The organism is Lacinutrix sp. (assembly GCF_037625555.1).
Taxonomy (GTDB): domain Bacteria; phylum Bacteroidota; class Bacteroidia; order Flavobacteriales; family Flavobacteriaceae; genus Lacinutrix.
The window spans coordinates 18,536-44,224 of record NZ_JASJHV010000065.1 but is presented as its reverse complement, the minus strand read 5'-3'; the positions used below and the strand labels follow the sequence as shown (position 1 = coordinate 44,224).

Here is a 25,689-nt window from a genome sequence, read left to right as displayed (position 1 = left end):
TTCCCACAAATGCGACCAGAGAAAAAAGGCGTTACAATGAGTGAGGATGAAAAAGCAGTGTTTGAAATCTTAAAGAAAAACACATCAACTGATTTAAACGAGTTGAAAAATCAGTCTGGATTAAGTAATAAAAAATGGGATAAAACCATAAAAGGATTAACAAAAATAGGTGTTGCTAAGGTTAGCAAAACTGATGATGGTTTGTTTGTAGAGGTGGTATAACAAATGATTATATTCTTATATAAATATAAAGCATACATTCATGGAGTGTATACTTTTTTTATTTTACTTCATTTTGTAATTAAAGATTATTTATTTCCATTAAGCATTTTGTTTTATGCAACACCTTTAATTCTTATTATTGTTTTAGGGCTATTTATTACTATTTTTTATTACAAACAAAAACGAGTATTTATACCTTCTACTTTAGTTTTAATATTATTAAGCTTTCAATTCTACTTAAGCCAATTCAATGTACTAAAAACAAAGGCTAACCTTGCTAAAATCGACTCGGTTTTATTCTGGAATATTGCCAAGAATGAAAAAGTATTTCCTAAATTTATTTAAAAATATTCCACTTTGGTATGAAGACGTACTCGCATGGCTTAAAAGTAAAATGGAAAAAAACCACTTTATCAAGCCACTTTAGAATTAGTTACAAAAGCGCAATCTGTTAATTAAAACATATAAAAAACAACCGCTTTTAAACCATTTTATTATTTTAGTGTCCTAAGAAGGTAAAAACAATTTAAAACAAAATAAAAATGAAAAAATTATTAATCTTAGCATTAGCGTTATTTGCACTGCAAGTAACAGCTCAAGAAAAGAAAGAACAGCACCAGTTAAGAAAGCAAAAAATGGAACATATGAAAGATATGGAACCAAAAGAAATGGCTGAACTTCAAACTAAAAAATTAACACTTACTTTAGATCTTACAGATGAACAACAAGCAAAAGTTGAAAAGCTAAATCTTAAAAATGCTGAGTTACGCAAAGCAGGAATGGAAAAAAGAATGGCTTATTTAGAAGCAGGAAAAAAGCCTACTAAAGAAGAAAAACTACAAATGGCTAATGATAAATTAGACCAACAAATTGCTACTAAAAGAGCAATGAAGGAGATTTTAACAGAAGAGCAATATAAAATGTTTAACAAACAATCTCAACTTAGAAGAGCAAAAGGTGCTAAACAAAAAATTTAGAAGAGATCTGGAGAAATGAAACAAAGGAGAGAAAAAAAAGCTAAAGAATAATAGCTTTAAAATTAAACCTTAATAAAGTTAAAAAAGTACCGATTTTTATTCGGTACTTTTTTATTTGCAAAATTTAACAAAATAGCTTTTCTTTGAGTTATTAACGTATAACAACTATAATAATGAAAAAAATATTTACATTTTGCTTTTTTGCTTTTGCACTATTAATTGGTACTCAATCTGCAATGGCTCAAGATCAAGCTGAAATTAACGAAAAAGCTATAGTTAAGGCTAAAGAGTTACGTTCTGTTCTTAAATTTAACGACAGCAAATTAGAGCAAGTTTACAATGCATACCAAGCTTACGAAAACAAAATTTATTCTTTAGACAAGTATTTAACTTCTGGATCTACAGAATATAATGAGGTGCTTTTAAAAACAAATAAAAAACTTCAGTCTAGCATTAAAGATGCTTTAGGTAACGATTTATACAAAAGATACTTAATAGCTACTAAACAAGAAGAACTTTTAGAAGATGTAGAAGATTAAGTTTTATTAAAAAAATAAACTACAAAAAAAGCGATTACTCAAGTAATCGCTTTTTTTTGTGCTCAAGTAATTAACTATTTACTTAAAAACAGTAATACAAGCAGCAATTGTTGCATCTAAATCTTTATACGTTAAAGCATCAGTAATAAACCAAGTTTCAAAAGCACTAGGTGCAATGTAAATACCTTGATTTAACATGCCATGAAAAATGGTTTTAAAAGTCTCATTATTTCCTTTTGCAGCAGTTTCAAAATCAACAACTTTAGTGTCATCAAAATGAACAGAAATCATAGAACCTACTCTATTTATAGTATGTATAATATTATTATCTGTTAACACTTTAGTCAAACCTTTATGAAGATATTCGGTCTTTTCTGCTAAACGCTTAAAAACGTTTTCATCAGTATTTAAAGCTGTAAGCATAGCAAAACCTGCTGCCATAGCCAACGGATTTCCACTTAAAGTTCCTGCCTGGTACACAGGACCTAAAGGTGCTAAGTGATTCATAATTTCATTTCTTGCTGCAAATGCGCCTACTGGCAAACCACCTCCTATAACTTTACCAAAACAAACAATATCTGCATTAACACCAAATAATTCTTGCACACCTCCTTTTGCAAGACGAAAACCTGTCATGACCTCATCAAATATTAATAAAATAGAAGGTTCATCACATAATTTTCTTAAGCCTTCAAGAAATCCATTTATAGGTGGAATACAACCCATATTTCCTGCAACAGGTTCAATAATAATAGAAGCTATTTCATTTTTATTAGCCGCAACTAAAGCTTCAACACTTGCCAAATCATTATAGTTTGCTAACAAGGTATCTTTTGCTGTACCTGCTGTTACTCCTGGACTATTTGGACTACCAAAAGTTACAGCTCCACTTCCTGCTTGTATTAAAAACGAATCGCTATGTCCATGATAACAACCAGCAAACTTTATAATTTTATCTTTTCCTGTAAATCCTCTTGCTAAACGCACAGCACTCATACAGGCTTCTGTTCCAGAATTAACAAAACGTATTTTATCTATATTTGGCACCATAGAAACTACCAACTCTGCAATTTTAGTTTCAATTTCTGTAGGCATACCAAAAGAAGTTCCTTTTTGTGCTTTTTCTACTACAGCATCTACAACTGGTTGGTAGGCATGACCTAAAATCATTGGTCCCCAAGAGTTAATATAATCTATTAATACATTTCCATCTTCATCGAACAAATAAGCGCCTTTTGCTTCTTTTACATATATTGGTGTTCCTCCAACTGCTTTAAAGGCACGAACAGGAGAATTTACACCTCCAGGAATTACTTTCTCCGCTTCTGTAAAAAGCGTACTACTACGTTTATAAATCATTTTAATTAATCTTTAATAATAGGCTTAATATATATTACTTGTCCTACAAATAAATTGTTTGTTTCTAAACTGTTTAAGGCTTTTAATTCTGGAACAGAAATATTATACTTTCGAGATAAAGAGTACAAAGTATCTCCAGATACAACAGTATGCTTATTGTTTAAACTAGACTCTACTCCTAAAACTTCGTTATCAAAACGATACAATTGATAGCGCTCTATTAAACTTATTACTTTTTGAGGATATTTTCTGTCTGTAGCATAACCTGCAGCTTTTAAAGCTTTTGCCCAAGATATATAATCACCTATTGCTAGTTCAAACAAACCTGCATAACGTTTACGATCTCTTAAAAACAAAGAATGATCTCTAAAAGAATATTTAGAGTTTTTATACTTTCTAAAACATTCTTGATCTTCATCATCGTCATGATAAATTTTTCCACCAGTCCATCCTTTATGGCATTTAATACCAAAATGGTTATTAGCTTCTACAGAAAGTCTTCCTTTTCCTGAACCAGACTCTAGAATACCTTGAGCTAAAGTTATACTTGCTGGTATTCCATAATTTCGCATTTCGTCTTGAGCAATGTTACTATAAATGGCAATATACTCATCTGTTGGTGTCGCATAATTTTCTGGAGTATCTTTAACAGGCTCCTTAGTTTCTTCTGGTTGCATTATAACCACCTTTGGAGCATTATCTTTGTTCTTTTGGGTTACCTTAACAACACGATTGGTTTTATTTTTAGATTTCCTAGTCGAAACTTTTTTTTGAGAACCACAACTAGATAAAATAACTAGTAAGCAAATAATTGTAAATAGTCTATTCATTAATTAATGTATTAATGGTAAATTTTTATGTTTTAATCTTGCATTAATGCCAGCAATACCTTGCAATCCACCTGTATGGATTACTAATATTTTAGAGCCTTTTGGAAAATAATTTTTAGCAATAAGGTCTTGAATTCCAAACAGCATTTTTCCTGTGTAAATAGGATCTAATTGTATGTTATTAGTAGCCTTAAAGTTATTAATAAACGCTATTAACTCTTTATTTATTTTAGCATAACCTCCAAAATGATAATTAGACAATAACTCCCAATTATCTTGTGTTGCAAATTTACTAATATCTTTTTTTAAAAAGTCTCCTTTTAATGCTGAAAAACCTAAAATTTTTTGACTAGGCTTTGAGCCATTAATTAAACCTGCTAATGTACCTCCAGTGCCTACTGATGCACATATGTAATTAAAATTAAAATCTTCTTCTTTTAAAATTTCTTCACAGCCTTTTACAGCAAGCGCATTAGTACCACCTTCTGGTATGCAATAAAAATCTCCAAACTCTTGCTTTAACAATGCTGTAAACACCAAACTATCTTTAGCTCTATAATGAGATCTGGTTACAAATTTAAAAACCATACCACAATCTTTAGCGTATTTTAGCGTAGCATTTTCGTTTATTTTTGAAGCTAACTCTTCTCCTCTAATAACACCAATAGTCTTAAAATTAAATAACCTTCCAACTTCTGCAACTGCTGCAATGTGGTTGGAAAAAGCACCTCCAAAAGTGAGTAATGTTTTTTTATTCTCTTTTTTAGCAGCTTCAATATTGTATTTTAGTTTTCTAAATTTGTTTCCAGAGACTATTGGGTGTATTTCATCCTCTCTTTTTAAACATACCAAAATAGCCTTAGAACCTTCCAAAGCCACTACTGTATTCAATGGTTTTATCTCCTGAAACATATTTTTTATGGTATGAATACACCTAAAATTAAAATAAAATTGTATTTCATCCTGTTCTTATGTATTTTACAAATTATCTTTGCTTTCAAATTTGTTAATCTTGTGTTTTTTTATCATCTTTAATATATTTGAGTGTAAGCAAACACTAACTCTCTCATAAAAATGTAGAAGCAAGCATTAAGTAATAACAATACGACTTAAAATTATACAAACAAAATTACATAGAAAATTGAATACATCACAGAGTGATCTATCTAAAATATTTATATTATTAGTATTCTTATTAACTACGCTTACTAGTTATGGGCAAGCAGTACGTACCGATGATTGTGGTACCACTGCTGGTGCAGAATTAAGTGTAGGCTCAAGCTGTACTTTAATAGACTGGGACTGTAGTACAAATGGTAATTACTGGTCTTCAGGCGCTGGAGGTTGTTGAGCAGATATTATAAGAGATGATGTTTGGTGGAAACGATGTTACGTTTTACTCGACAGCTCCAAATTTAAAATTAAAAACGTAAGGTAAACCTTTACCATTACAAACATCATACGTTATTCCTTTTAGGATACCATGCTGCTAGTCAAACGGTTTATAGAATAGGTATTGACCATCTAGATCCATTATTTATTAGCCAGGACATCTTTTTAAAGAACAACGAGTTAAATGTTGTGCATGACCTTAAATCCTCACCTTACGTTTTTAACACAAATGCTGGTACTTTTGATAATAGGTCTGAAATAGTAAACACTAACGATACTTTATATACTAATGATTACACTGTAGATTCTAACGAAATAAAAGTACTTTCTAGTAATCATTTAAAAGTGATTTCTCAGTCTAAAGAAATTAAAAGTATTGAAGTATATAATATCCTTGGAAAGCGTTTAATGACGTACAATACTATTGATTCTAAACAGTAGTATTAAAAGGCATCATAAAATCTAATAATGCTTTACTTATAAAAATTGTATTTACAGATAATACGCAATTATACAAGAAAGCTTTGTATTAAGTATTAATCGATTATATAATTCAAAAAGCCCCAAATTGGCCTTGATTTTAAATAGTTAAGGTCGTTTTGGTTTTTATAAGCCTCACGCTCAAAAGAGATATTCCTATAAGCTTGTTCCCAATTTTTATACTTAAAAATTTTAACCAAAAATTCAGTAACATAAAAAATATAAAAAGAGAGAATCAATAATTCCAATTGTTGTTTTAAATGAATTTTCTCATGATTAATTAACACGACATCAGTTTTCAAGGCTTTAAACTTTATAAAAAAAAATGGATAAATAGTTATACCTGTATAACCTCTTGGTACTAAATATTTCGAAATTAAAATCATAAATTATTGGTTTCAAAAATCACTCCAATTTACATTATCTTTGTAATAAATGAAGAAATATATTCCATTAGAAGAAGGAGACTTCTACTTAACACCCGAAGGCTATAGATGTTTCACAGAACAATACCATCTAAAAAGAGGCTACTGTTGCGAAAGTGTTTGTAGACATTGCCCTTATGGCTTCAATAAAAAAACAAGTTCAATAAAAAAAAAGGATTAATTATAATGATTTCAAGTTTTAAATCACAAATTTTAGAAGGTATTCCAGAGCAATTACCAGCTTTAAAAGCATACGAAAAAGATATAAATCACGCACCAAAACGTAAAGCAATACTTACTAAAGAGGAAGAAAAATTAGCACTACGAAATGCCTTGCGTTATTTCGATAAAAAACAGCATGCAACATTAATTACTGAATTTAAGAACGAATTAGATACTTACGGTAGAATCTACATGTATCGTTTGCGTCCAGATTACAGAATGTACGCTAGACCAATTAACGAATATCCTGCGAAATCAAAACAAGCCGCAGCAATAATGTTAATGATTCAAAATAATTTGGATTATGCAGTAGCGCAACATCCACATGAGCTAATTACGTATGGTGGAAATGGTGGTGTATTTTCTAATTGGGCACAATATCGTCTTACAATGAAATACCTAGCAGAAATGAACGACGAGCAAACACTTGTAATGTATTCTGGTCATCCTATGGGATTATTTCCTTCACACAAAGAAGCACCAAGAGTTGTGGTAACAAATGGCATGATGATTCCTAACTATTCTAAACCAAACGATTGGGAAAAGTTTAATGCATTAGGTGTTACACAATATGGACAAATGACGGCTGGAAGCTATATGTATATTGGTCCTCAAGGTATTGTACATGGCACAACAATTACAGTATTAAATGGTTTTAGGAAAATAGGGAAAGAACCAAAAGGGAACCTTTTTTTAACCTCTGGTTTAGGAGGTATGTCTGGCGCACAGCCAAAAGCTGGAAATATTGCAGGTTGTATTACAGTTTGTGCAGAAGTAAACCCTAAGATTACACAAGTAAGACTTGATCAAGGTTGGATAGATGAAAAAATAACCGATTTAGATGCATTAGTAACACGTGTAAACAAGGCTAAAGCAGAAAAAGAAGTTATATCTATAGCTTATTTAGGGAATATTGTCGACGTATGGGAAAAATTTGACGAGGCAAATATTCATATAGATTTAGGAAGCGACCAAACCTCTCTTCATAATCCTTGGGCTGGTGGTTATTATCCAACAGGACTTTCGTTTGAAGTAGCGAATAAAATGATGGCTATTAATCCTGAACAATTTAAAATAGAAGTTCAAAAAACCTTATGTCGTCATGCAGACGCTATAAATAAACACACTGCAAAAGGCACCTATTTCTTCGACTACGGAAATGCTTTTTTACTAGAAGCCTCAAGAGCTGGAGCAGATATCATGTCTGAAACACCTACAATAGGAAAAGAGTTTAAATACCCAAGTTACGTTCAAGATATTATGGGACCAATGTGCTTCGATTATGGATTTGGACCATTTCGTTGGGTATGCGCTTCAGGAAAACCAGAAGATTTAGCAAAAACTGATGCTATAGCTTGTGCTGTTTTAGAAGAAATAAAAAAGAAGTCTCCAATAGAAATTCAGCAACAAATGGCTGATAATATTCAATGGATAAAAGGTGCGCAAGAAAACAAATTGGTTGTAGGCTCTCAAGCTAGAATACTATATGCAGATGCAGAAGGTAGAGCAAAAATTGCTGAAGCTTTTAACCAAGCCATTGCAAATGGAGATATAGAAACAGTAATACTAGGTAGAGATCACCATGATGTTTCTGGTACAGATTCCCCATATAGAGAAACCAGTAATATATACGACGGGTCACGTTTTACAGCAGATATGGCCATCCATAACGTTATTGGAGATAGTTTTCGCGGTGCCACTTGGGTAAGCATCCACAATGGTGGTGGTGTTGGTTGGGGAGAAGTTATAAATGGTGGATTTGGTATGGTTCTTGATGGTAGTAAAGAAGCATCTAAGCGCTTAAAATCAATGTTATTTTGGGATGTTAATAATGGTATCTCAAGAAGAAGTTGGGCTAGAAACGAAGGTGCAGTTTTCGCAATAAAACGCGCCATGGAAATAGAGCCTAATTTAAAAGTAACATTACCAAATACAGTAGATGATTCTATAATAGACTCGTTATAACTATTAAAAAAATTAACTATGAAAAAATTAATTCAAAAAACATTACCACTATTAGCTTTGCTAATAATAATGAGTTCATGTTCTTCTGTTCGTGTAGCATCAGATTATGATAAAAATGCAAATTTTGATTCATACAAGACCTTCGCTTTTTTTAAAACTGGTATTGATAAAGCTGAAATAAGTGATCTAGATAAACGTAGAATTCTTCGTGCTATTGAAACAGAAATGCTTGCAAAAGGCTTTACAAAATCTGAAAATCCAGATTTATTAGTGAATATTTTTACTAAAGAAAGACAAAAAGTTAACGTTTGGAACAATGGTTTTGGATATGGTTGGGGATGGAGCCCTTTTTGGGGAAACAACTTTAATAATAATGTAAGTACAACTATGCAAGGTTCTTTATATATTGATTTAATAGATGCTAAAAAGAAAGAGTTAGTTTGGCAAGGCAAAGGCTCTGGCTATTTAACAAGTTCATCTAACGTTGATAGGAAAATTGAAAGAATAAATAAATTTGTTACTGAGATTATGACCGAATATCCTCCAGGAATGGAAAGTTAAAAACATAAAAAAAGCGATTCTTAAAAGAATCGCTTTTTTTTTATCTCTGTTTAATAGAATAACTAATAATTAAACAAGCTTTCAATTTTAGCTTTTACTTTTTCTGTAGATGGAATCATGGTTTGTTCTAAAGTAGAATTTAATGGAATTGCAGGCATGTTCTCACTACCAATAGTCATAACAGGAGCGTCTAGAAATTTAAAACATTCTTCTTGAATTTTTCCTGCTAAAGCTCTAGCGAAACTATTATTTGAAGGCTCCTCGGTAACTACTAAACATTTACCTGTTTTCTTTACAGATTTCATAATTGTATCTTCATCTAAAGGAAATAACGTACGTAAATCGATAATTTCTATTTGATCACGCATTCCTAATTCTCCTGAAGCATTATAAGCCCAATGTACTCCCATTCCATAGGTAACAATAGTGATTGTTTCAACATTTTCTTGCTTCCAAATTTCCTGGAGAACGCAAGCCTTACCAAATGGCAACACATAATCTGCTGAAGGTTCAACTGAAGTTGCTGTTAGTGTCCCAGGCACTTTAGACCAATATAAACCTTTGTGCTCCAAGATAACTACTGGATTTGGATCGTAATATGCGGCTTTCATTAAACCTTTTAAATCTGCTCCATTACTAGGATAGGCAATTTTAATACCTCTAATATTTGTAATCACACTTTCTACAGAAGACGAATGGTAAGGACCACCACTTCCATATGCACCAATTGGTACACGAAGAATCATGCTTACAGGCCATTTACCATTACTTAAATAGCAACTTCTACTGACTTCTGTAAATAATTGATTTAAGCCTGGCCAAATATAATCTGCAAACTGAACCTCAACAATAGGTTTTAACCCAACGGCACTCATACCAACGGTTGAACCGACGATAAAGGCTTCTTGAATTGGTGTATTAAATACACGGTCGTCTCCAAATTTTTGAGCCAAAGTTGCTGCTTCTCTAAAAACACCACCTAGCCTACCACCAACATCTTGACCATAAAGTAAACATTCTTTATATTTTTTCATTAATTCCTCAACCGCAAATAAGGCACAATCTACCATAACCACTTTATCTGAACCTTCTGGAGCACGTGTTCCTTTTTCTTCTGTAATTGGAGTGGGAACAAAATCGTGTGTAAATAAATCTTCAGGTCTTGGATCTTCTTGTTTTAACGCTTTTTCAAAATCAGATTGTACTTTTGCTTTTGCAGAGTATTCTATATCTAAAATTTCTTTTTCAGAAAAACCATCATCTAATAGTTGTTGTTTTATTACTGGATAGGGATCACGAGAGCGTGCCTCTTCTAAATCGTCTCGATACCATTCCATTCTTACACCAGAAGTGTGGTGATTTAACAAAGGTACTTTTGCGTGTACTAAAAATGGTCTGCGTTCTGTTCTAATAGTATGTATTACTTTTTCTATGGCTTCGTAACTTTCTGTAAAGTTTGCACCATCAATTGAAATAGCATCTAATCCATGAAAACCTTGTGCATACTCAAAAGCATTTTGTGCTCTTGTTTCTGCTGCATTGGCACTAATATCCCAACCATTATCTTGTACTAAATACAGAATTGGCATTTGTTTTAAGGCTGCCATTTGAAAGGCTTCTGCAATTTCACCTTCGGTTACAGATGCATCACCTAAAGAACAAACCACAAAAGGTAAATCTTTTAGTGTTTTATCATCTAAACCTTGTAATTCTTTATACTGCATTCCCATAGCAACTCCTGTTGCTGGAATAGCTTGCATTCCTGTTGCTGAAGATTGGTGTGGAATTTTTGGTTTATCGTCGTCTTTTAAACTTGGATGACAATAATAAGTTCTTCCTCCAGAAAACGGATCGTCTTTTTTTGCTAATAATTGCAACATCAAATCATAAGGTTCTAAACCAAATGATAGTAACATCGCATCGTCTCTGTAATAAGGAAACGCATAATCTTGAGGTAATAACTGTAGTCCTAAAGCAATTTGAATTGCTTCGTGACCTCTTGATGTAGCATGTACGTATTTTGAAACTTGTTTAAAATTAGCTTCGTATAATTCTGACATCGCTTTTGCTGTGCAGAGTTTTGAAAACCCTTTTTCTAGTATGTTTTTTTCCATATTCATTTCCCACGAGAGTGGGAATCTCATTAATTATACATTTTACTTTCATTGTTGATTCCTGCGTTCGCAAGAATGACAAAACGGTTACTTGTGCGTTAGGGATTGAACGGTCTGTTTAAGCTCCTAGCAGAGAGCGAGTAGTGAAAGCCCGACCTTTAGGTAACGCCCTAATTATTTTAAACTAACTGGTTTTCAACTTTAATCATCCAACCAAACTTGTCTTCTACTTTTCCTGTTTTAATGGCATTTAAAGTGTTATTTACTTCTAAACCTACTGGACTTTCATTGGATACATAAATTGTTTTGCCATCTACTCCAATCTCTTGAATATAAGCAATACCAACTGCTGTTCCAGTACCGAAGGCTTCTTCTAAGATTCCTTTTTGAGAGGCTTCTTCTATTTCATCTATTGTGATGGCGCGTTCTATTACATTGAAACCTTTGTCTTTTAAAACTGAAATAACACTAAGTCTAGTAATACCATCTAGAATTGAACCGTCGCGTTTTGGTGTAATAAATTCACCATTAATTTTAAAGAAAATATTCATAGTTCCAACTTCCTGAATGTACTTATGCTCTACTGCATCTAACCATAACACTTGGTCGTAACCTTTTGCTTTTGCTAATTCTGTTGGACGAATGGCTGCTGCATAGTTCCCTGCTGCTTTAGCTTCTCCTGTTCCTCCATTTGCAGCACGTATGTACTGCTTTTCTGCCCACAATTTTATGCGCTTACTAAAAAACAGTCCTGCTGGAGATGCCATAATTATAAACTTAAAATGTGTTGCCGCACGCATACCAATAAATGGCTCATCTGCATACATGAATGGCCTTAAATAAAGTGAGCTACCATCTGTTGGTGGGATCCAATTACGCTCTAAATCTACTAATTGTTTTAAACCTTCGACAAATAACTCTTCAGGAAAATCTGGCATTCCCATACGGTCTGCACTTGCATTTAATCGTGCTGCATTTTTATCTGCTCTAAATAACATTGGATTACCTTCACCATCTACAGTTGCTTTCATGCCTTCGAAAATAGCTTGACCATAATGCAAAGCCATTGCTGCTGGATGTGTTGGTATTAGTCCTAAAGGTTCTATTCTTGGATTTTCCCAAGTACCATTATTATAATCACAAATAAACATATGGTCTGTGAATGTTGTGCCTAATGGAATATTGTTAAAATCGATGCCTTCAACTTTAGATTGTACGACTTTAGTTATTACTATATTTTGTTTCATAATGTCTGGTCATTCCTACGAAAGCAGGAATCTATTTTTAATAATCGGTTTTTGTGGATTATTGTCTTCGCAGAAATCCACAAAATGGTTTAAATTTTCCTGTTAGTATCAAATTGCTCGAAATAATCTGCTACGCGTCTTACAAAACTTCCACCTAAGAAGCCATCTACTGCGCGATGGTCGAAAGACAGAGACAAGTACATCATGCTTCTTATAGCTATTTCATCTCCTTTTTCGGTTGTAATAACTTCTGGTCTTTTTTTAATAATCCCTAAAGCTATAATTGCAACTTCTGGTTGGTTAATTATTGGTATACCCATTACGCTACCAAAAGTTCCAACATTAGAAATTGTGAATGTACTGCCTTGAATATCGTCTGCTTTTAAATTATTCTTTCTTGCTTTATTTGCTAGTTCATTAACATTAGCTGCTATTGTTTTTAAATCTTTTGTGTCAGCATTTCTTACTACTGGCACAATTAAATTTCCACCAGGAAGTGCCGTTGCCATACCAATATTAATGTCTTCTTTTACAATAATATTTTTACCGTCTACAGATGCATTAATATTTGGAAAATCTTTTACCGCTTTTGCAACAGATTCTACAAACAAAGGTGTAAATGTTAAACGTTCGCCATATTTTTCTTGAAAAGCGACTTTATTCGCATTTCGCCAATTCACCATATTGGTTAGATCTGCTTCAACATAGGCTGTAACATGAGGAGAGGTGTGTTTTGAATACACCATATGATCTGCAATCATTTGTCGCATACGATCCATCTCAATTACCTTACCTTTTCCTTTATCAAATTTTAATTGTGGAATACGATAAGCTGTTGGGTCTTGTTTAGCAACTGGTTGTGCAAACTTATAAGGTCGTCCTTCGTCTATATATTGAAAAACATCACTTTTACGTAATCTACCTTCTTGACCTGTTGCTGGAATTCTTGCTAATTCTTCAAAACTAATATGATGTTGTTTTGCTATTTTTAGTATTAATGGTGAAAAGAAAGTGTTTGAATTTGAAACACTAAATTGATCTGAGGTTTCAACTGGACTAGATTTAGGTTTTTTTACTACTTTAGGTTTTTCTGCTGAAGTCTTTTCAACTTTTTTATTTGCATCTTTTTTAGAAACTTTTGATGTTCCATCTGTTTTAATGATAGCCAAAGTCTCACCTATTTTAATAACAGCATTAGCATCGTATAAAATTTCCTCTATAACTCCTGATACTGTTGAAGGCACTTCAGAATCTACTTTATCTGTTGCAACCTCTAAAAGCATTTCGTCTTCTTCTATAGTATCGCCTACATTTTTAAACCATGTAATAATGGCTGCTTCTGTAATACTCTCACCCAGTTTGGGCATTTTAAATTCGAATTTTGACATTGTATTAATTTAAGATTGTTGATTTACGGTTTTTGATTTTTGAAGTTTTTCACTTCTTAAATCTCCAATCATGATTCTCCAATCGTTAATCATTTCTTTTCATAAAATCACGAAGCGTTTTGTAAACGTCTTCTTGAATTTTCATATTTTCAGGAACCGCTCTTAGTGGTTCTACTTCTTTTAAACTCTCATGGCAATCTGCTGGCAACTGTTGGTATAATTGAGTACCTTTGGTTTTCCATGCTATCATATCATCGCTAACCTGTTTGATTACTTTTGCTGGGTTTCCAACAACTAAGCTTCGTTTTGGAATAATGGTTTCTGCTTTTACAAAAGCCATGGCTCCTACTATACTTTCATCTCCAATTTCTGCATCATCCATAATGACTGTATTCATACCGATTAGGCAATTTCTACCTAAATTCGCACCATGAATAATGGTTCCATGACCAACATGTGCACTTTCTTTTAGTATAATAGACTTTCCTGGAAATATATGCACTGTACAGTTCTCTTGGACATTAACACCATCTTCTAAAATAATTTGTCCCCAATCACCACGAATTGCAGCGCCTGGACCTATATAGCAGTTTTTGCCTATAATTACATTTCCGGTTACAGCAGCCAAAGGATGTACGAAACTAGATTCGTGAACAACTGGAGTAAAACCTTTGAATGAATAGATCATGTAAAATTATTATTATATTTCCGAATGAAGTGCAGGAATCTCATGAAGAGATTGCCACGGCCTTTGTCCTCGCAATGACGTTTCTATTTGTATGTTTTCAATTTTTCTTTTGTAAAATCTGAAAGCACCAATCTTCCACTTGTTTGAGCACGTTCAGCTAACAAATCATCCCAATGATCTGTTCCAGTCCAGAATACTTTTTTCATTTCTAGCATGGCTTCCGTGTTGTAAGTACATAAATGTTCTGCTGTAGTTTTTACAGCGTCGTCTAGTGCTTCTGTATTTTCGTAAACTTGAGTAAATAATCCTTTTTGTTTTGCCCATTCTGCTGGATAAAACGAATTGGCATCTATTGCAATTTGCGACATAGCGCTTAATCCTATTTTACGCTCAATTGCTGGTCCAACTACAAATGGTCCAATACCAATATTTAGTTCACTTAATTTAATTGCTGCAAATTTTGAAGCCATACAATAATCTGTAGAAGCGGCTAAACCAACGCCACCTCCTACTGTTTTTCCTTGAATACGTCCGATAATAAACTTTTTACATTTACGCATAGTATTTATTACATTTGCAAAACCTGAAAAGAACACTTTTCCAGTCGCTGCATCGTCTATATTAATTAATTCTTCGAAGCTTGCTCCTGCGCAAAAGGTTCTATCTCCTCCGCTTTTTAAAACAATAACTTTTATGGCATCATTCTCTCCTGCTTCTGAAATGGTGTTTGCTAATTTTGCTAAAACGCCTCCTGGTAAAGAGTTATGAGCAGGATGAAAAAATTCTATGTAGCCTACTTCGTTTTCTATTTCTATTGTTACGTATGGTGTTTTTTCTGACATAATTATATTAATCCAAATTGTTCAAAATGATGATTAAGGTGTTTCCTTTCTAACAGATATAATTCATACTTATTAAGCTCACCAAAAACTAAATTCTTCAATTTGGTATCTGGATTTTCTTTAAAAAACTCTAAATATTTTCCACGTTGTTCTTTAAATTTAACAACGGCTGTTGCTAAATCTTCATGTTTTAAATAATCTAGTTTATCTTTCTCCAATTGCGGAAACTGAGAGTTTTTTGGAAACTTATCGTAATTCCATAAACTGTTATGTACTTTATCTAAAATGGTCTCTGGTGTTGCAATTTCAAAATCTTGAATCTCACCTGAAGCAATTTTGTAAGTATATTCTAAATGTTCAATCATATGTTGTGGTGTCATGATTCCCCATTTAGGCTTCAATTCTGGTTTTAATTGTGATAATAATTGTCCAATCTTATCCTCTGTCATTTCAACAAATGTTTCTTGCTTCTTTTGAACCATTGTTAAAATGGTCGCAACAGCTACTAATGGACTGTCTTTTTCGTTTTTTTGACTTTCTGGTCGGTTTTCGAAATTAGCATCAAACACCTCAACATGCCATTTTACAATACCATTAGGATGCTCTGCTGAAGCGACATCACGATCGACCTTTTCTTTACACGTTAAACGGACGTAAATGGTATCGTTATGGTATAGTGGTCTTAAAAATCGAATACTATCTAGACCGTAGTTAGCTGCTACTGGTCCTTTATTTGGATAAACAAATAGTCCTGCTGCTGCTGATATAATGAAATAGCCATGGGCTGTTCTTTTCTCAAAAATACTTCCATCTAAAGAAGTAATATCTGTATGTGCATAAAAATGATCCCAAGTTAAATTAGCAAAATTCTGAATATCTGTATCCGTAAATGTACGCTTATGCGTTTTCATTGACAGACCAGCTTCAATATCTTCCCAATGGTATTTAAATGGATGCTCTTCTGTTTCTGTATATTTTGCGTTTTGCTGATAAATACCTGTAATCGCAGTAATAGTTGAAGGTGAACCTTGAATTGCTGTACGTTGCAAATAATGTTTAATACCACGCATTCCTCCCATTTCTTCTCCTCCACCTGCACGTCCTGGACCTCCATGAACTAAATATGGTAGTGGAGAACCATGACCTGTACTTTCTTTAGCCATATCACGATTAACAACCATAATACGTCCATGATGACTAGCTGTGTTTACTACATAATCTTTAGCAATCTTATCATCATTAGTAGCAATTGAAGATACCAATGAGCCTTTACCCATTTGCGCTAATAAAATAGCTTCGTCTAAGTTTTTATAAGGCATTATTGTGCTTACTGGACCAAATGCTTCGCGTTCGTGAATGACTGTATTTTGGAATGGGTTGTCTGCTCTTAATAAAATTGGGCTAATAAAAGCTCCTTTTTTTGAATCTGCTCCAATAGTATTAATGTTGTCTAAACTGCCGTAAACAATTTGTGCTTCTTTAGACAAATCATTTACTGAATCTCTAACTGCTTGTACTTGCTGATGACTTACTAGCGATCCCATTCTCACTTCTTTAAGTCTTGGATCTCCAATGGTAACTTTATCTAAAGCTTTTCCTAGAGCAACTTGAACATCATCAACTAAATTTTCTGGAACTATAATTCTTCTAATCGCTGTACATTTCTGTCCAGCTTTTACTGTCATTTCTTTTCTTACTTCTTTAACGAACAAGTCGAATTCTGGAGTTCCAGGAACGGCATCTTCTCCTAAAATAGAAGCGTTTAAAGAATCTGCTTCCATTGTAAATGGCACAGATTCTTCAATTAATCTTGGATGTGCTTTAAGTAAACGTCCAATTCTTGCTGAACCTGTAAAAGTCACTACATCTTGAGACTCTACAGTATCTAAAATAGTTTTAACTGTTCCATTTATAATTTGTAAAGAACCTTCTGGCAAAATGCCTGAAGCTATTATTTCTCTTGCTACGGATTCTGCTAAATAAGATGTTGATGGTGCTGGTAAAACAACAGCAGGCACTCCTGCCATCCAGTTTACTGCACACTTTTCTAACATTCCCCAAACTGGGAAATTAAATGCATTAATATGCACTGCAACACCTTTTTTAGGCACCATAATATGATGTGCCATAAAGCGCCCTCCACGAGATAAATCGATAGGATCGCCTTCTACGTGATAGGGTTGATTAGGGAATAGTTTTCTTAAAGACGCATTAGCGAATAAGTTTCCAAAACCACCTTCTATATCAATCCAACTGTCTACTTTAGTTGCTCCTGTTCTATAACTCAAATCATAGAAAGCATCCTTTCTTTTTGTAAGATATAGTGCTAGACTTTTAAGCATATTACCACGCTCTTGAAAGGTCATTTTTCGCAGTTGCTCTCCTCCTTTTGTTCTACCGTAGTTAAGAATTTCTGGAACATCTAAACCTTCAATTGCAACACTTGTGAATGCCTCACCAGTAACAGCATCTAATATTGGTGTTCCTTCTTCTTTTCCGTTTGTCCATTGCCCTTGGACGTAGTGTTGAATCTTGTTAATCATATCTTATTTAAGATTTTTGATTAACGATTTTTGATTTATGAATGGCTTACTCATACTTCTTAAATCGTTATTTGTTAATCGTTAATTTTTATAATCTTATATTTATTTTAATCCATTACGCACGCGTTAGCGATTGAACGGTTTGTTTGAGCTCCTTTTTGTTTTTCTCAAAAAGAGCGAGTAGTGAAAGCGCGACCCTTGTGGTAACGACTAAATTATTTTACATATTTACATTTTCAATTATCGCTGCATAACCTTGACCTACACCTATACACATAGTAATTAATGCATATTTTTTATTTTGCTCTTGCAATTCTAAAGCTGCAGAATATGCAACTCTTGCTCCTGTAACTCCTAATGGATGACCAATAGCTATTGAACCACCATTTGGATTCAGTCTTGTGTCATCATCTACTAATCCCCAAGCACGAGTACACGCTAAAGCTTGTGCTGCGAATGCTTCGTTGAGTTCAATTACATCTATATCATCCATAGTTAAACCGGCTTTTTCTAAAGCTTTGTTTGATGCTTGAACAGGACCAATTCCCATAATTCTTGGCTCGACACCAACAACTGCAGAACTTACTATTCTTGCCAATGGTTTTAGATTGTATTTTTTTACTGCTTCTTCTGATGCTATAATTGTTGCTGCAGCTCCATCGTTTAATCCAGATGAGTTACCAGCTGTCACGCTTCCACCTTCTTTTTTGAAGGCTGGATGTAATTTTCCTAATATTTCTAAAGATGTTGTTGGTTTTACAAACTCGTCTTTTGAAAAAAGTATTGGGTCTTTTTTACGTTGTGGAATTTCTACTGTAATAATTTCTTTTGCTAACCGACCATTTTCTTGAGCTCTGGTTGCCTTCATTTGACTCCAATGTGCAAACTTATCTTGATCTTCTCTAGAAATATTATATTTTTCAACTAGGTTTTCGGCTGTGTTTCCCATGCCATCAGTCCCATATAATTTTTGCATTTTAGGGTTGATAAAACGCCATCCGAATGTAGAATCGTACATTTTTGAATCACCTCCAAATGCTGAAGATGGTTTTGTCATAACGTATGGTCCGCGTGTCATATTCTCTACTCCTCCAGAAATAAACACATCACCATCTCCTGATTTTATTGCGCGATTGGCGTGAATAATTGCAGATAATCCTGAACTACACAAACGATTAATCGTTTCTCCAGGCACTGTAAATGGTAAACCTGCTAATAGAGACGACATTCTCGCAACATTACGATTGTCTTCTCCTGCTTGATTAGCACAACCCATTATAACATCGTCGTAAGCTTCTTTTGGGATGCTTGGATTTCGTTTTACTATCTCTGAAATGACTAGTGCACCTAAATCATCTGAACGAACAGCTGATAAGGTTCCTTTGTAGCTACCTATTGGCGTTCTTATGCCGTCTATTATATATGCTTCCATGTTTGAAATTGAAGTCAAAAATTGAGCCTCTTTTTTAAATTAGTATTTTATTTTTTTAGATTGTGGATTAACAATTTTTAATCGTCAATCCTTTTCTTCCCAATCTTTTTGAGTTATATAAACCACACCTTTAAAGAGTGCTACTAGTTCTTCTCCTCGTTTTACTTCTATAATATTGAAACCTAATTTTTTATTTACTTTTTCTATTACAGATTCTGCAATTAAATAATCGCCTTCGTTTAAAGCTTCAATGTGATTTATACTTGTTTCTATTGAAACCGCATATTTCCCACGTGTATTTGCAGCAAAACCGAAAGCAGTATCTGCTAACGAATAGCTAATTCCACCATGTGCTTTATTCATACTGTTTAGCATGTCTTTTCTAATAGTCATTGCTACTTTGCAACGTCCTATTTCACATTCTAGGATTTCTATGCCTAGCCAAGTGCTGTAAGCATCTTGGGATAACATTTTATATGGAATGGCTTCGCCTTTCATTTAAAAAAAGGTTTTGTTTTCCCTATTTAATTTACGTAATAATGGACTGCAACGGTATCTACCTTCATGATACTCGTTATACAATTCGTCTAATTTAGTAACACACCAACCGATGCCTTTCTCGTCTGCCCATGCCAATAATCCTTTTGGGTAATTTACGCCTTTTGTCATTGCATTATCTATGTCTTCTGCTGATGCTATATTTAAAAATAGTGCATCTGCTGCTTCGTTAATTAGCATGACTAGAACGCGATTGAAAATTTGTTCTTTAAGAGACGTTTCGACTGCGCTCAACAAGACATCGTTACTCTCGACTTTCTTTCCATTTTCATCGTACTCATAATAGCCTATTCCAGATTTACGTCCTAAATAGCCTGCTTCTGCAAAGCGTTTTTGGGTAAATGATGGTTTATATCTTGGGTCGAAATAGAAGGCTGTAAAAACAGTTTCGGTTACAGTGTAATTAACATCGTTTCCTATAAAATCCATTAATTCAAATGGTCCCATTCTAAAACCTCCTAAAGTTTTTAAACTATGATCTATTGTTGCGAAATCTGCTAATCCTTCTTCATAAATTCTAAGCGCTTCTCCATAAAATGGTCTCGCAACTCTATTGACTATAAATCCTGGTGTATCTTTAGCTACAGCAACTGTTTTTTTCCAACTTGTAATGGTATCTATTGATTTTTCTAATGTTTCGTATGATGTTTGAATGGCAGGAATAACCTCAACCAACTTCATTAAAGGTGCTGGATTGAAAAAATGAATTCCAACACAACGTTTAGGGTTTTTAAGCGATGCAGCAATTGATGCTATTGATAAACTCGACGTGTTTGATGCAATTATACAATCGTCTGCAACGTAGCTTTCTAATTCTTGAAATACTTTCTTCTTGATTTCAAGGTTTTCAATAATCGCTTCAATAGTCAAATTTGAATCTGCTAAATCCTTTAAATTATCAACATAGGAGATATTTGATTGAATTCTTAATTTTTCAGCGTTTTCAATATGTCCTTTTTCTATTAAACGCAATAATATTTTCTCTAAAGCTGCTTTAGCTTTCTCTAAAGCCGCTTGATTAGTATCGTATAATTTCACCTTACAACCAGAAGTTGCTGCAACTTGCACAATACCACTTCCCATAGTGCCTCCACCTATAATTCCTACGTTCATTTAGTTTCCTTTAAAATTTGGTTTACGTTTTTCAATAAATGCAGCTACGCCTTCTGCATAATCATTACTTTGTGCAGCTTCTATTTGTAATTTAGATTCTAAAGCTAATTGAGATTCTAAATCGTTTGTCATTGAATTATTAAATAGTTCTTTTATTAATCCTAATGCTTTAGTGGGCATATTTGCTAATTTAATAGCTAATCTATCGACATCACTTTCAAAGTTTTCTAGAGGTATCATTTTATAGATCATACCCATTTTTTCTGCTTCTTCTGCTGAAATTTTATCACCCAACATTACTAATGCTAAAGCTTTTTGAAATCCAATAAGTCTTGGTAAAAAAAATGTTCCTGCACTATCAGGAACCAAACCTATTAAACTAAACGCTTGAATAAAACTCACTTTTTCGTGAGCAACGACTATGTCACAAGCTAAAGCAATATTTGCGCCTGCTCCTGCTGATACACCATTAACAGCTGCAATGATTGGCTTTTTTATAGCTCTTAATCTTGTAATTATTGGATTGTAATGCTCTTCTAATATTTTTTTAAATCCTGGATTTAAATCTGGATCTGTTACTTCTTTAAGGTCTTGTCCTGCGCAAAATGCTTTTCCGTTACCTGTTAAAACAATTGCTCTAACAGCAGCATCTTTTTCGCATGCATCTAAAGTTTCGTGAAGACTAAATGCCATTTCACGATTGAAACTATTAAAGACTTCTGGTCTGTTTAGCGTTATGTACGCTACTTTGTTTTCAATTTTTAAAAGAATTGAAGTATTACTCATACCTATTTTGTTTCTTTATATATTCTTGATACGAAATTCTAAAAAAAAGAATTTCATTGTAACTAAGGTTACTTTATTTTAAGCATTTAAAATAATCAAAAGGCTCTTGACAATCATCACACTGAAATTGTGCTTTGCATGCTGTAGAACCAAACTGACTGACTAATCGTGTATTCTGAGAACTACAATTAGTACATTTTACTATTCGTTTTCCGTTTAGCAGTACCTCTTTATCTGCTTCAGCATCCAAAGGTGCTGCTATACCATAATCTTCTAATGCCTTTCTGCCTCTTGGTGTAATCCAATCTGTTGTCCATGCTGGATGTAAGATTAAATCGATTTCTGATGTGTATTCTGCTTCTTTTAGTGCTTTTTTAATATCGTCACCAATAACATCCATTGCTGGACAACCACTATAAGTTGGTGTAATTTCGACTTTAACTATATCATTAATAATTACAGCTGAACGTACAACTCCCATATCCATAATAGATAATACTGGAATTTCAGGATCTGAAACCGCTTCCAAAATTTCTATTAATTTATTGTCTATATTTTGTTCTGTTGTTGTCATAAAAAATTGGAAATTGTGGATTAACGATTTTTAAACTCTTACTCATTTACTCATACTTCTAAAACCTAAAATCGCTATTCTTCAATCGTTAATCTTTTTCTACCATTCCATATTTGGATAAGCGCGCTGCATATATTGCAAATCGCTTAATAAATATCCTAAATGTTCAGTATGAACACCTTCTTTACCTCCTTTTTGAAACCATTTAGACTCTGGAGTTTCTAAGGTTGATTCCTCTAATAGCTCACCCACGTTTTTATAATATGCATCTTTTAACTTGGTAACATCAACACCTTCTGCTACCATAGCTTTATCTGCTTCAGTTTGATGAAACAATTCATCTGTATACGTCCACAAACTATTAATAGCTTCTTGCATTTTAGCTTTGCTTTCTTCTGTACCATCTCCTAAACGCTTTACCCAATCTGAAGAGAAACGTTCGTGATAACTTACTTCTTTAATACATTTATTGGCTATTGCAGACAATGTTAAATCTGTACTTTTTTGTAATTGTTCTAAAAATGCTAAGTGATATACATCAAATAAAAATTGACGCCCTATTGAATATGCAAAATTTGTATTTGGTTGCTCAACTAATAGCACGTTTCTATACTCGCATTCTTTACGAAGCATTGCAATATCGTCTTCTGTTCTTCCATCTCCTGATATTTTTCCTGCGTACTGAAAATAACTACGTACTTGCCCAAATAAATCTAAAGAAATATTGGTGCAAGCGATATCTGTTTCTAGACTTGGTCCATGACCACAAAGCTCTCCCATACGTTGTCCAAGGATAAGACTGTTGTCTGCGATACCAAGTATATAATTATATAAATTTTCGTTTTTCATGTTTAATCTTTGAATGATATGATTCCTTTTTATGAAGGAGCTTTACATATGTTTTACTTCGTCTGGTAAATCGTAAAATGTTGGATGACGGTATACTTTATCATGAGCTGGTTCAAATAATTCACCATTATTTTCTGGATTTGATGCTGTAATATGCTTAGATTCTACAACCCAAATACTTACACCTTCACTTCTTCTTGTATACACATCGCGTGCATTTTCTAAAGCCATATCTTCATCTGCAGCGTGAAGACTCCCACAATGACGATGTTCTAATCCATTTTTACTTCTTACGAAGACCTCCCAAAGTGGCCAGTTTTTTTTATTAGACATAATATTTATTTATTTGTTCATCTTCTTTACGATCAGAAATTGCTAAAAACAATTTCATTAAAACTAATGACGAAGTTTAAACTGCTTGTTTACTTTTTCTTTGTTGTTTCTTTTCTGCGTGAGCCATTGCTGCATCTCTAACCCATGTTCCTTCTTCCCATGCTCCAACTCTAGCTTTCATTCGTTCTTTGTTCATTGGACCATGACCTTTTACGACTTGCCAGAACTCATCCCAATTAATTTCTCCAAAATCATAACTTTGGCGTTCTTCGTTCCATTTTAAGTCTGCATCTGGAATTGTCAATCCTATTAATTCTGCTTGAGGTACTGTTTGATCTATAAATTGTTGACGAAGGTCGTCGTTAGATTTACGTTTTAATTTCCACTTCATAGATTGTTCTGTATGCACAGAAACATCGTCTGTTGGGCCTAACATCATTAAACTTGGCCACCACCAACGGTTTAAAGCACCTTGAGCTAGTTCTTTTTGCTCAGGTGTTCCGTTTGCTAGTTTCATCATGATTTCAAATCCTTGACGTTGGTGGAAACTTTCTTCTTTACATACACGAATCATCGCTCTTGCATATGGTCCATAAGAAGTATTGCATAATGGTACCTGGTTAATGATAGCTGCACCATCTACTAACCAACCAATTGCTCCCATATCTGCCCAAGTAATTGTTGGGTAGTTAAATATTGATGAGTATTTTGCTTTACCTGTGTGCAATTGCTCGTACATTTCTTCTCTAGAGATTCCTAAAGTTTCGGTTGCAGAGTATAAGTATAAACCATGTCCTGCCTCGTCTTGAACCTTTGCCAATAAAGCAACCTTACGTCTTAAAGATGGCGCTCTAGTTATCCAGTTACCTTCTGGCAACATACCTACAATTTCAGAATGTGCATGTTGCGACATTTGACGAATATGCGTTTTACGATACTTTTCTGGCATCCAGTCTTTAGGTTCGATTTTTTCGTCTCTAGCGATACGTTCGTCGAATTGTTTTTCTAAACTTCTAATTTGTGCTTCACTCATTGTTTTAGCTTTTTTTAGCTGTTGGCTTTTGACCACAAGCGAGTTAATTTTTCTTATTCTTTATTTTTTTTATCTGATACTTAAAAAACATACTTTTTAAACATCGAAATCTACAACTACTTTATCTGCTGTTGGAACTGCTTGACAACTTAATACGAGTTGTTGTGAAACTTCTTTTTCATCTAAAGCATAATTAATTTTCATTTCTACAGAACCTTCTACAACTTTACATTTACAGGTACTACAAACGCCACCTTTACAAGCAAAAGGTAAATCGGCTCCTGCACCTAAAGCAGCATCTAAAATATTATCATATTCTTCTGTCATAGTAAAAGAGAACTCCTTACCACCATCTACAATTGTTATTTCTGTGCCTTCAACATTTTGTTTTGCTAGACGTTCTGCTCTTTTTATATCTTCTTCAGTTAGCCCAGTAACAAACAACTCGAAATGGACTAAATCTTTTGGCAGACCTGCGTTTATAAGATACTCACTAACATAATTCACCATTTTTTCTGGACCACATAAAAAGACTTCACTGGTATCTGGAATATCTATAAATGTATTTGTTAGTACTTTCATTTTATCATCGTCGAATCTACCATTAAAGAGTTCGATATCACGACGTTCTTTTGTTAGAAAATAATAAATCTCTAATCTTCCAAAATAAGTATTTCTTAATTGCTCTAATTCCTCCTTGAAAATTATAGATTTAGCTGTTTTATTTACATAAAACAACTTACAAGTTGCATTTGGTTCAGCTTTGAGATGTGTTTTTAACATTGACAAAACCGGTGTAATACCACTTCCTGCTGCAAAAAAAAGATAATTTTTAGCGCCTTCAGGTTTTACAGAAACACTAAAATTACCACTAGGCTCCATAACTTCCATTAGGTCTCCAGTTTTAACTTGGTTATTTATAAAAGTTGAAAATTTACCTCCGGGTATTTGCTTTACAGCTACTTTCCATTGGTTTTCTAATGGACTTGAACATAAAGAGTAAGAGCGTCTTACATCTTCTCCTGCAATATCTGCTTTTAAGGTTAAGTGTTGTCCTTGTGTATATTTAAAAATACTTTGAAGGTTTTCTGGGACTTCGAAGGACACAACAGACGTATCCTCTGTTTCCTTGTATATATCTTTAATATTAAGTTTATAAAATTGAGCCATATTTAGTACTTAAATAACAAACTAACATATGTTAGTTTGCTTTACAA

The 25,689-nt window shown here is 33.5% G+C and carries 27 protein-coding genes and 1 pseudogene; 9 read left to right on the top strand and 19 right to left on the bottom strand.

The window, feature by feature from the left end:
- The 4 genes and pseudogenes from QNK89_RS05340 to QNK89_RS05325 form a co-directional block, all read left to right on the top strand.
- Window positions 1-222: pseudogene (locus QNK89_RS05340) on the top strand (lysine--tRNA ligase); the annotation flags it as partial.
- Window positions 223-225: 3 nt separating this feature from the next.
- Window positions 226-567 carry a hypothetical protein gene (locus QNK89_RS05335; protein ID WP_340169998.1) on the top strand — a complete coding sequence of 114 codons (342 nt, stop codon included), beginning with the start codon at window positions 226-228 and terminating at the stop codon, window positions 565-567.
- 197 nt (window positions 568-764) lie between these two features.
- Complete coding sequence (locus tag QNK89_RS05330) at window positions 765-1,199, top strand: hypothetical protein (RefSeq protein ID WP_340169997.1); 435 nt, start codon at window positions 765-767, stop codon at window positions 1,197-1,199.
- Between the two features lie 173 nt (window positions 1,200-1,372).
- Window positions 1,373-1,738: a hypothetical protein gene (locus QNK89_RS05325; RefSeq protein ID WP_340169996.1), complete on the top strand. Its 366-nt coding sequence runs from the start codon at window positions 1,373-1,375 to the stop codon at window positions 1,736-1,738.
- Window positions 1,739-1,816: 78 nt separating this feature from the next.
- Here QNK89_RS05325 and hemL read toward each other — a convergent pair whose 3' ends face one another.
- Genes hemL through QNK89_RS05310 form a run of 3 tightly spaced genes read right to left on the bottom strand, consistent with a single transcriptional unit; the run spans window position 1,817 to window position 4,839 of the window.
- Window positions 1,817-3,097, bottom strand: coding sequence for a glutamate-1-semialdehyde 2,1-aminomutase (hemL, locus tag QNK89_RS05320; RefSeq protein ID WP_340169995.1), 1,281 nt, complete (start codon window positions 3,095-3,097; stop codon window positions 1,817-1,819).
- A 5-nt stretch (window positions 3,098-3,102) separates the two neighbouring features.
- Window positions 3,103-3,927: a glucosaminidase domain-containing protein gene (locus QNK89_RS05315; protein WP_340169993.1), complete on the bottom strand. Its 825-nt coding sequence runs from the start codon at window positions 3,925-3,927 to the stop codon at window positions 3,103-3,105.
- Between the two features lie 3 nt (window positions 3,928-3,930).
- Window positions 3,931-4,839, bottom strand: a complete 909-nt coding sequence (locus QNK89_RS05310; RefSeq protein ID WP_340169991.1) for a pyridoxal-phosphate dependent enzyme — start codon at window positions 4,837-4,839, stop codon at window positions 3,931-3,933.
- 229 nt (window positions 4,840-5,068) lie between these two features.
- Between QNK89_RS05310 and QNK89_RS05305 the strand changes: the two genes are divergently transcribed.
- A complete protein-coding gene (locus tag QNK89_RS05305) occupies window positions 5,069-5,278 on the top strand; it encodes a hypothetical protein (protein ID WP_340169989.1) in 210 nt (69 codons plus the stop codon).
- 230 nt (window positions 5,279-5,508) lie between these two features.
- A complete protein-coding gene (locus QNK89_RS05300) occupies window positions 5,509-5,760 on the top strand; it encodes a hypothetical protein (protein ID WP_340169987.1) in 252 nt (83 codons plus the stop codon).
- Between the two features lie 95 nt (window positions 5,761-5,855).
- On the opposite strand, the gene QNK89_RS05295 is transcribed toward QNK89_RS05300, so the two are convergent.
- Window positions 5,856-6,185, bottom strand: a complete 330-nt coding sequence (locus QNK89_RS05295) for a hypothetical protein (protein WP_340169985.1) — start codon at window positions 6,183-6,185, stop codon at window positions 5,856-5,858.
- Between the two features lie 49 nt (window positions 6,186-6,234).
- On the opposite strand from QNK89_RS05295, the gene QNK89_RS05290 reads away from it, so the two are divergent.
- The 3 genes from QNK89_RS05290 to QNK89_RS05280 are packed head-to-tail and all read left to right on the top strand — an operon-like array spanning window position 6,235 to window position 8,972.
- Window positions 6,235-6,405 (top strand): DUF5522 domain-containing protein, encoded by a 171-nt coding sequence (locus QNK89_RS05290; RefSeq protein ID WP_340169983.1) that lies wholly within the window; start codon window positions 6,235-6,237, stop codon window positions 6,403-6,405.
- 5 nt (window positions 6,406-6,410) lie between these two features.
- A complete protein-coding gene (locus QNK89_RS05285) occupies window positions 6,411-8,411 on the top strand; it encodes a urocanate hydratase (RefSeq protein ID WP_340169981.1) in 2,001 nt (666 codons plus the stop codon).
- An 18-nt stretch (window positions 8,412-8,429) separates the two neighbouring features.
- On the top strand, window positions 8,430-8,972 hold the full coding sequence (locus QNK89_RS05280) for a DUF4136 domain-containing protein (RefSeq protein ID WP_340169979.1): 543 nt from the start codon (window positions 8,430-8,432) through the stop codon (window positions 8,970-8,972).
- Window positions 8,973-9,034: 62 nt separating this feature from the next.
- Here QNK89_RS05280 and QNK89_RS05275 read toward each other — a convergent pair whose 3' ends face one another.
- The 15 genes from QNK89_RS05275 to QNK89_RS05205 all read right to left on the bottom strand — a co-directional run bounded on the left by QNK89_RS05275 (window position 9,035) and on the right by QNK89_RS05205 (window position 25,642).
- Window positions 9,035-11,092: a thiamine pyrophosphate-dependent enzyme gene (locus QNK89_RS05275; RefSeq protein WP_340170001.1), complete on the bottom strand. Its 2,058-nt coding sequence runs from the start codon at window positions 11,090-11,092 to the stop codon at window positions 9,035-9,037.
- Between the two features lie 173 nt (window positions 11,093-11,265).
- Entirely contained in the window at window positions 11,266-12,333 is a 1,068-nt protein-coding gene (locus tag QNK89_RS05270; protein WP_340169977.1) for a branched-chain amino acid aminotransferase, read from the bottom strand.
- Between the two features lie 89 nt (window positions 12,334-12,422).
- Window positions 12,423-13,721: a dihydrolipoamide acetyltransferase family protein gene (locus QNK89_RS05265; RefSeq protein WP_340169975.1), complete on the bottom strand. Its 1,299-nt coding sequence runs from the start codon at window positions 13,719-13,721 to the stop codon at window positions 12,423-12,425.
- 85 nt (window positions 13,722-13,806) lie between these two features.
- Window positions 13,807-14,409 carry a transferase hexapeptide repeat family protein gene (locus QNK89_RS05260; protein ID WP_340169973.1) on the bottom strand — a complete coding sequence of 201 codons (603 nt, stop codon included), beginning with the start codon at window positions 14,407-14,409 and terminating at the stop codon, window positions 13,807-13,809.
- Window positions 14,410-14,492: 83 nt separating this feature from the next.
- Window positions 14,493-15,251: an enoyl-CoA hydratase/isomerase family protein gene (locus QNK89_RS05255; protein ID WP_340169971.1), complete on the bottom strand. Its 759-nt coding sequence runs from the start codon at window positions 15,249-15,251 to the stop codon at window positions 14,493-14,495.
- A 2-nt stretch (window positions 15,252-15,253) separates the two neighbouring features.
- The gene (paaZ, locus tag QNK89_RS05250) at window positions 15,254-17,791 is read right to left on the bottom strand and encodes a phenylacetic acid degradation bifunctional protein PaaZ (RefSeq protein ID WP_340170000.1); all 2,538 of its coding nucleotides are present in this window, start codon (window positions 17,789-17,791) and stop codon (window positions 15,254-15,256) included.
- Window positions 17,792-18,014: 223 nt separating this feature from the next.
- Complete coding sequence (pcaF, locus tag QNK89_RS05245; RefSeq protein ID WP_340169999.1) at window positions 18,015-19,226, bottom strand: 3-oxoadipyl-CoA thiolase; 1,212 nt, start codon at window positions 19,224-19,226, stop codon at window positions 18,015-18,017.
- A gap of 84 nt (window positions 19,227-19,310) precedes the next feature.
- Window positions 19,311-19,724 carry a hotdog fold thioesterase gene (locus QNK89_RS05240; protein ID WP_340169969.1) on the bottom strand — a complete coding sequence of 138 codons (414 nt, stop codon included), beginning with the start codon at window positions 19,722-19,724 and terminating at the stop codon, window positions 19,311-19,313.
- The gene (locus tag QNK89_RS05235) at window positions 19,725-20,897 is read right to left on the bottom strand and encodes a 3-hydroxyacyl-CoA dehydrogenase NAD-binding domain-containing protein (RefSeq protein WP_340169967.1); all 1,173 of its coding nucleotides are present in this window, start codon (window positions 20,895-20,897) and stop codon (window positions 19,725-19,727) included.
- Complete coding sequence (locus tag QNK89_RS05230; protein ID WP_340169965.1) at window positions 20,898-21,683, bottom strand: enoyl-CoA hydratase-related protein; 786 nt, start codon at window positions 21,681-21,683, stop codon at window positions 20,898-20,900.
- Between the two features lie 73 nt (window positions 21,684-21,756).
- On the bottom strand, window positions 21,757-22,257 hold the full coding sequence (gene paaD, locus QNK89_RS05225) for a 1,2-phenylacetyl-CoA epoxidase subunit PaaD (RefSeq protein ID WP_340169963.1): 501 nt from the start codon (window positions 22,255-22,257) through the stop codon (window positions 21,757-21,759).
- A gap of 99 nt (window positions 22,258-22,356) precedes the next feature.
- Window positions 22,357-23,106: a 1,2-phenylacetyl-CoA epoxidase subunit PaaC gene (gene paaC / locus QNK89_RS05220; protein WP_340169961.1), complete on the bottom strand. Its 750-nt coding sequence runs from the start codon at window positions 23,104-23,106 to the stop codon at window positions 22,357-22,359.
- Between the two features lie 42 nt (window positions 23,107-23,148).
- Window positions 23,149-23,439 (bottom strand): 1,2-phenylacetyl-CoA epoxidase subunit PaaB, encoded by a 291-nt coding sequence (gene paaB, locus QNK89_RS05215; protein WP_340169959.1) that lies wholly within the window; start codon window positions 23,437-23,439, stop codon window positions 23,149-23,151.
- A gap of 76 nt (window positions 23,440-23,515) precedes the next feature.
- The gene (gene paaA, locus QNK89_RS05210) at window positions 23,516-24,472 is read right to left on the bottom strand and encodes a 1,2-phenylacetyl-CoA epoxidase subunit PaaA (RefSeq protein ID WP_340169957.1); all 957 of its coding nucleotides are present in this window, start codon (window positions 24,470-24,472) and stop codon (window positions 23,516-23,518) included.
- Between the two features lie 96 nt (window positions 24,473-24,568).
- Window positions 24,569-25,642 carry a 2Fe-2S iron-sulfur cluster-binding protein gene (locus tag QNK89_RS05205; RefSeq protein ID WP_340169956.1) on the bottom strand — a complete coding sequence of 358 codons (1,074 nt, stop codon included), beginning with the start codon at window positions 25,640-25,642 and terminating at the stop codon, window positions 24,569-24,571.
- Window positions 25,643-25,689: the final 47 nt, after the last annotated feature.

Coding starts and splice junctions, on each gene's coding strand:
- QNK89_RS05335 (WP_340169998.1), top strand. CDS start 226: ATGATTATATTCTTATATAAATATAAAGCATACATTCATGGAGTGTAT.
- QNK89_RS05330 (WP_340169997.1), top strand. CDS start 765: ATGAAAAAATTATTAATCTTAGCATTAGCGTTATTTGCACTGCAAGTA.
- QNK89_RS05325 (WP_340169996.1), top strand. CDS start 1,373: ATGAAAAAAATATTTACATTTTGCTTTTTTGCTTTTGCACTATTAATT.
- hemL (WP_340169995.1), bottom strand. CDS start 3,097: ATGATTTATAAACGTAGTAGTACGCTTTTTACAGAAGCGGAGAAAGTA.
- QNK89_RS05315 (WP_340169993.1), bottom strand. CDS start 3,927: ATGAATAGACTATTTACAATTATTTGCTTACTAGTTATTTTATCTAGT.
- QNK89_RS05310 (WP_340169991.1), bottom strand. CDS start 4,839: ATGTTTCAGGAGATAAAACCATTGAATACAGTAGTGGCTTTGGAAGGT.
- QNK89_RS05295 (WP_340169985.1), bottom strand. CDS start 6,185: ATGATTTTAATTTCGAAATATTTAGTACCAAGAGGTTATACAGGTATA.
- QNK89_RS05290 (WP_340169983.1), top strand. CDS start 6,235: ATGAAGAAATATATTCCATTAGAAGAAGGAGACTTCTACTTAACACCC.
- QNK89_RS05285 (WP_340169981.1), top strand. CDS start 6,411: ATGATTTCAAGTTTTAAATCACAAATTTTAGAAGGTATTCCAGAGCAA.
- QNK89_RS05280 (WP_340169979.1), top strand. CDS start 8,430: ATGAAAAAATTAATTCAAAAAACATTACCACTATTAGCTTTGCTAATA.
- QNK89_RS05275 (WP_340170001.1), bottom strand. CDS start 11,092: ATGAATATGGAAAAAAACATACTAGAAAAAGGGTTTTCAAAACTCTGC.
- QNK89_RS05270 (WP_340169977.1), bottom strand. CDS start 12,333: ATGAAACAAAATATAGTAATAACTAAAGTCGTACAATCTAAAGTTGAA.
- QNK89_RS05265 (WP_340169975.1), bottom strand. CDS start 13,721: ATGTCAAAATTCGAATTTAAAATGCCCAAACTGGGTGAGAGTATTACA.
- QNK89_RS05260 (WP_340169973.1), bottom strand. CDS start 14,409: ATGATCTATTCATTCAAAGGTTTTACTCCAGTTGTTCACGAATCTAGT.
- QNK89_RS05255 (WP_340169971.1), bottom strand. CDS start 15,251: ATGTCAGAAAAAACACCATACGTAACAATAGAAATAGAAAACGAAGTA.
- pcaF (WP_340169999.1), bottom strand. CDS start 19,226: ATGGAAGCATATATAATAGACGGCATAAGAACGCCAATAGGTAGCTAC.
- QNK89_RS05240 (WP_340169969.1), bottom strand. CDS start 19,724: ATGAAAGGCGAAGCCATTCCATATAAAATGTTATCCCAAGATGCTTAC.
- QNK89_RS05235 (WP_340169967.1), bottom strand. CDS start 20,897: ATGAACGTAGGAATTATAGGTGGAGGCACTATGGGAAGTGGTATTGTG.
- QNK89_RS05230 (WP_340169965.1), bottom strand. CDS start 21,683: ATGAGTAATACTTCAATTCTTTTAAAAATTGAAAACAAAGTAGCGTAC.
- paaD (WP_340169963.1), bottom strand. CDS start 22,257: ATGACAACAACAGAACAAAATATAGACAATAAATTAATAGAAATTTTG.
- paaC (WP_340169961.1), bottom strand. CDS start 23,106: ATGAAAAACGAAAATTTATATAATTATATACTTGGTATCGCAGACAAC.
- paaB (WP_340169959.1), bottom strand. CDS start 23,439: ATGTCTAATAAAAAAAACTGGCCACTTTGGGAGGTCTTCGTAAGAAGT.
- paaA (WP_340169957.1), bottom strand. CDS start 24,472: ATGAGTGAAGCACAAATTAGAAGTTTAGAAAAACAATTCGACGAACGT.
- QNK89_RS05205 (WP_340169956.1), bottom strand. CDS start 25,642: ATGGCTCAATTTTATAAACTTAATATTAAAGATATATACAAGGAAACA.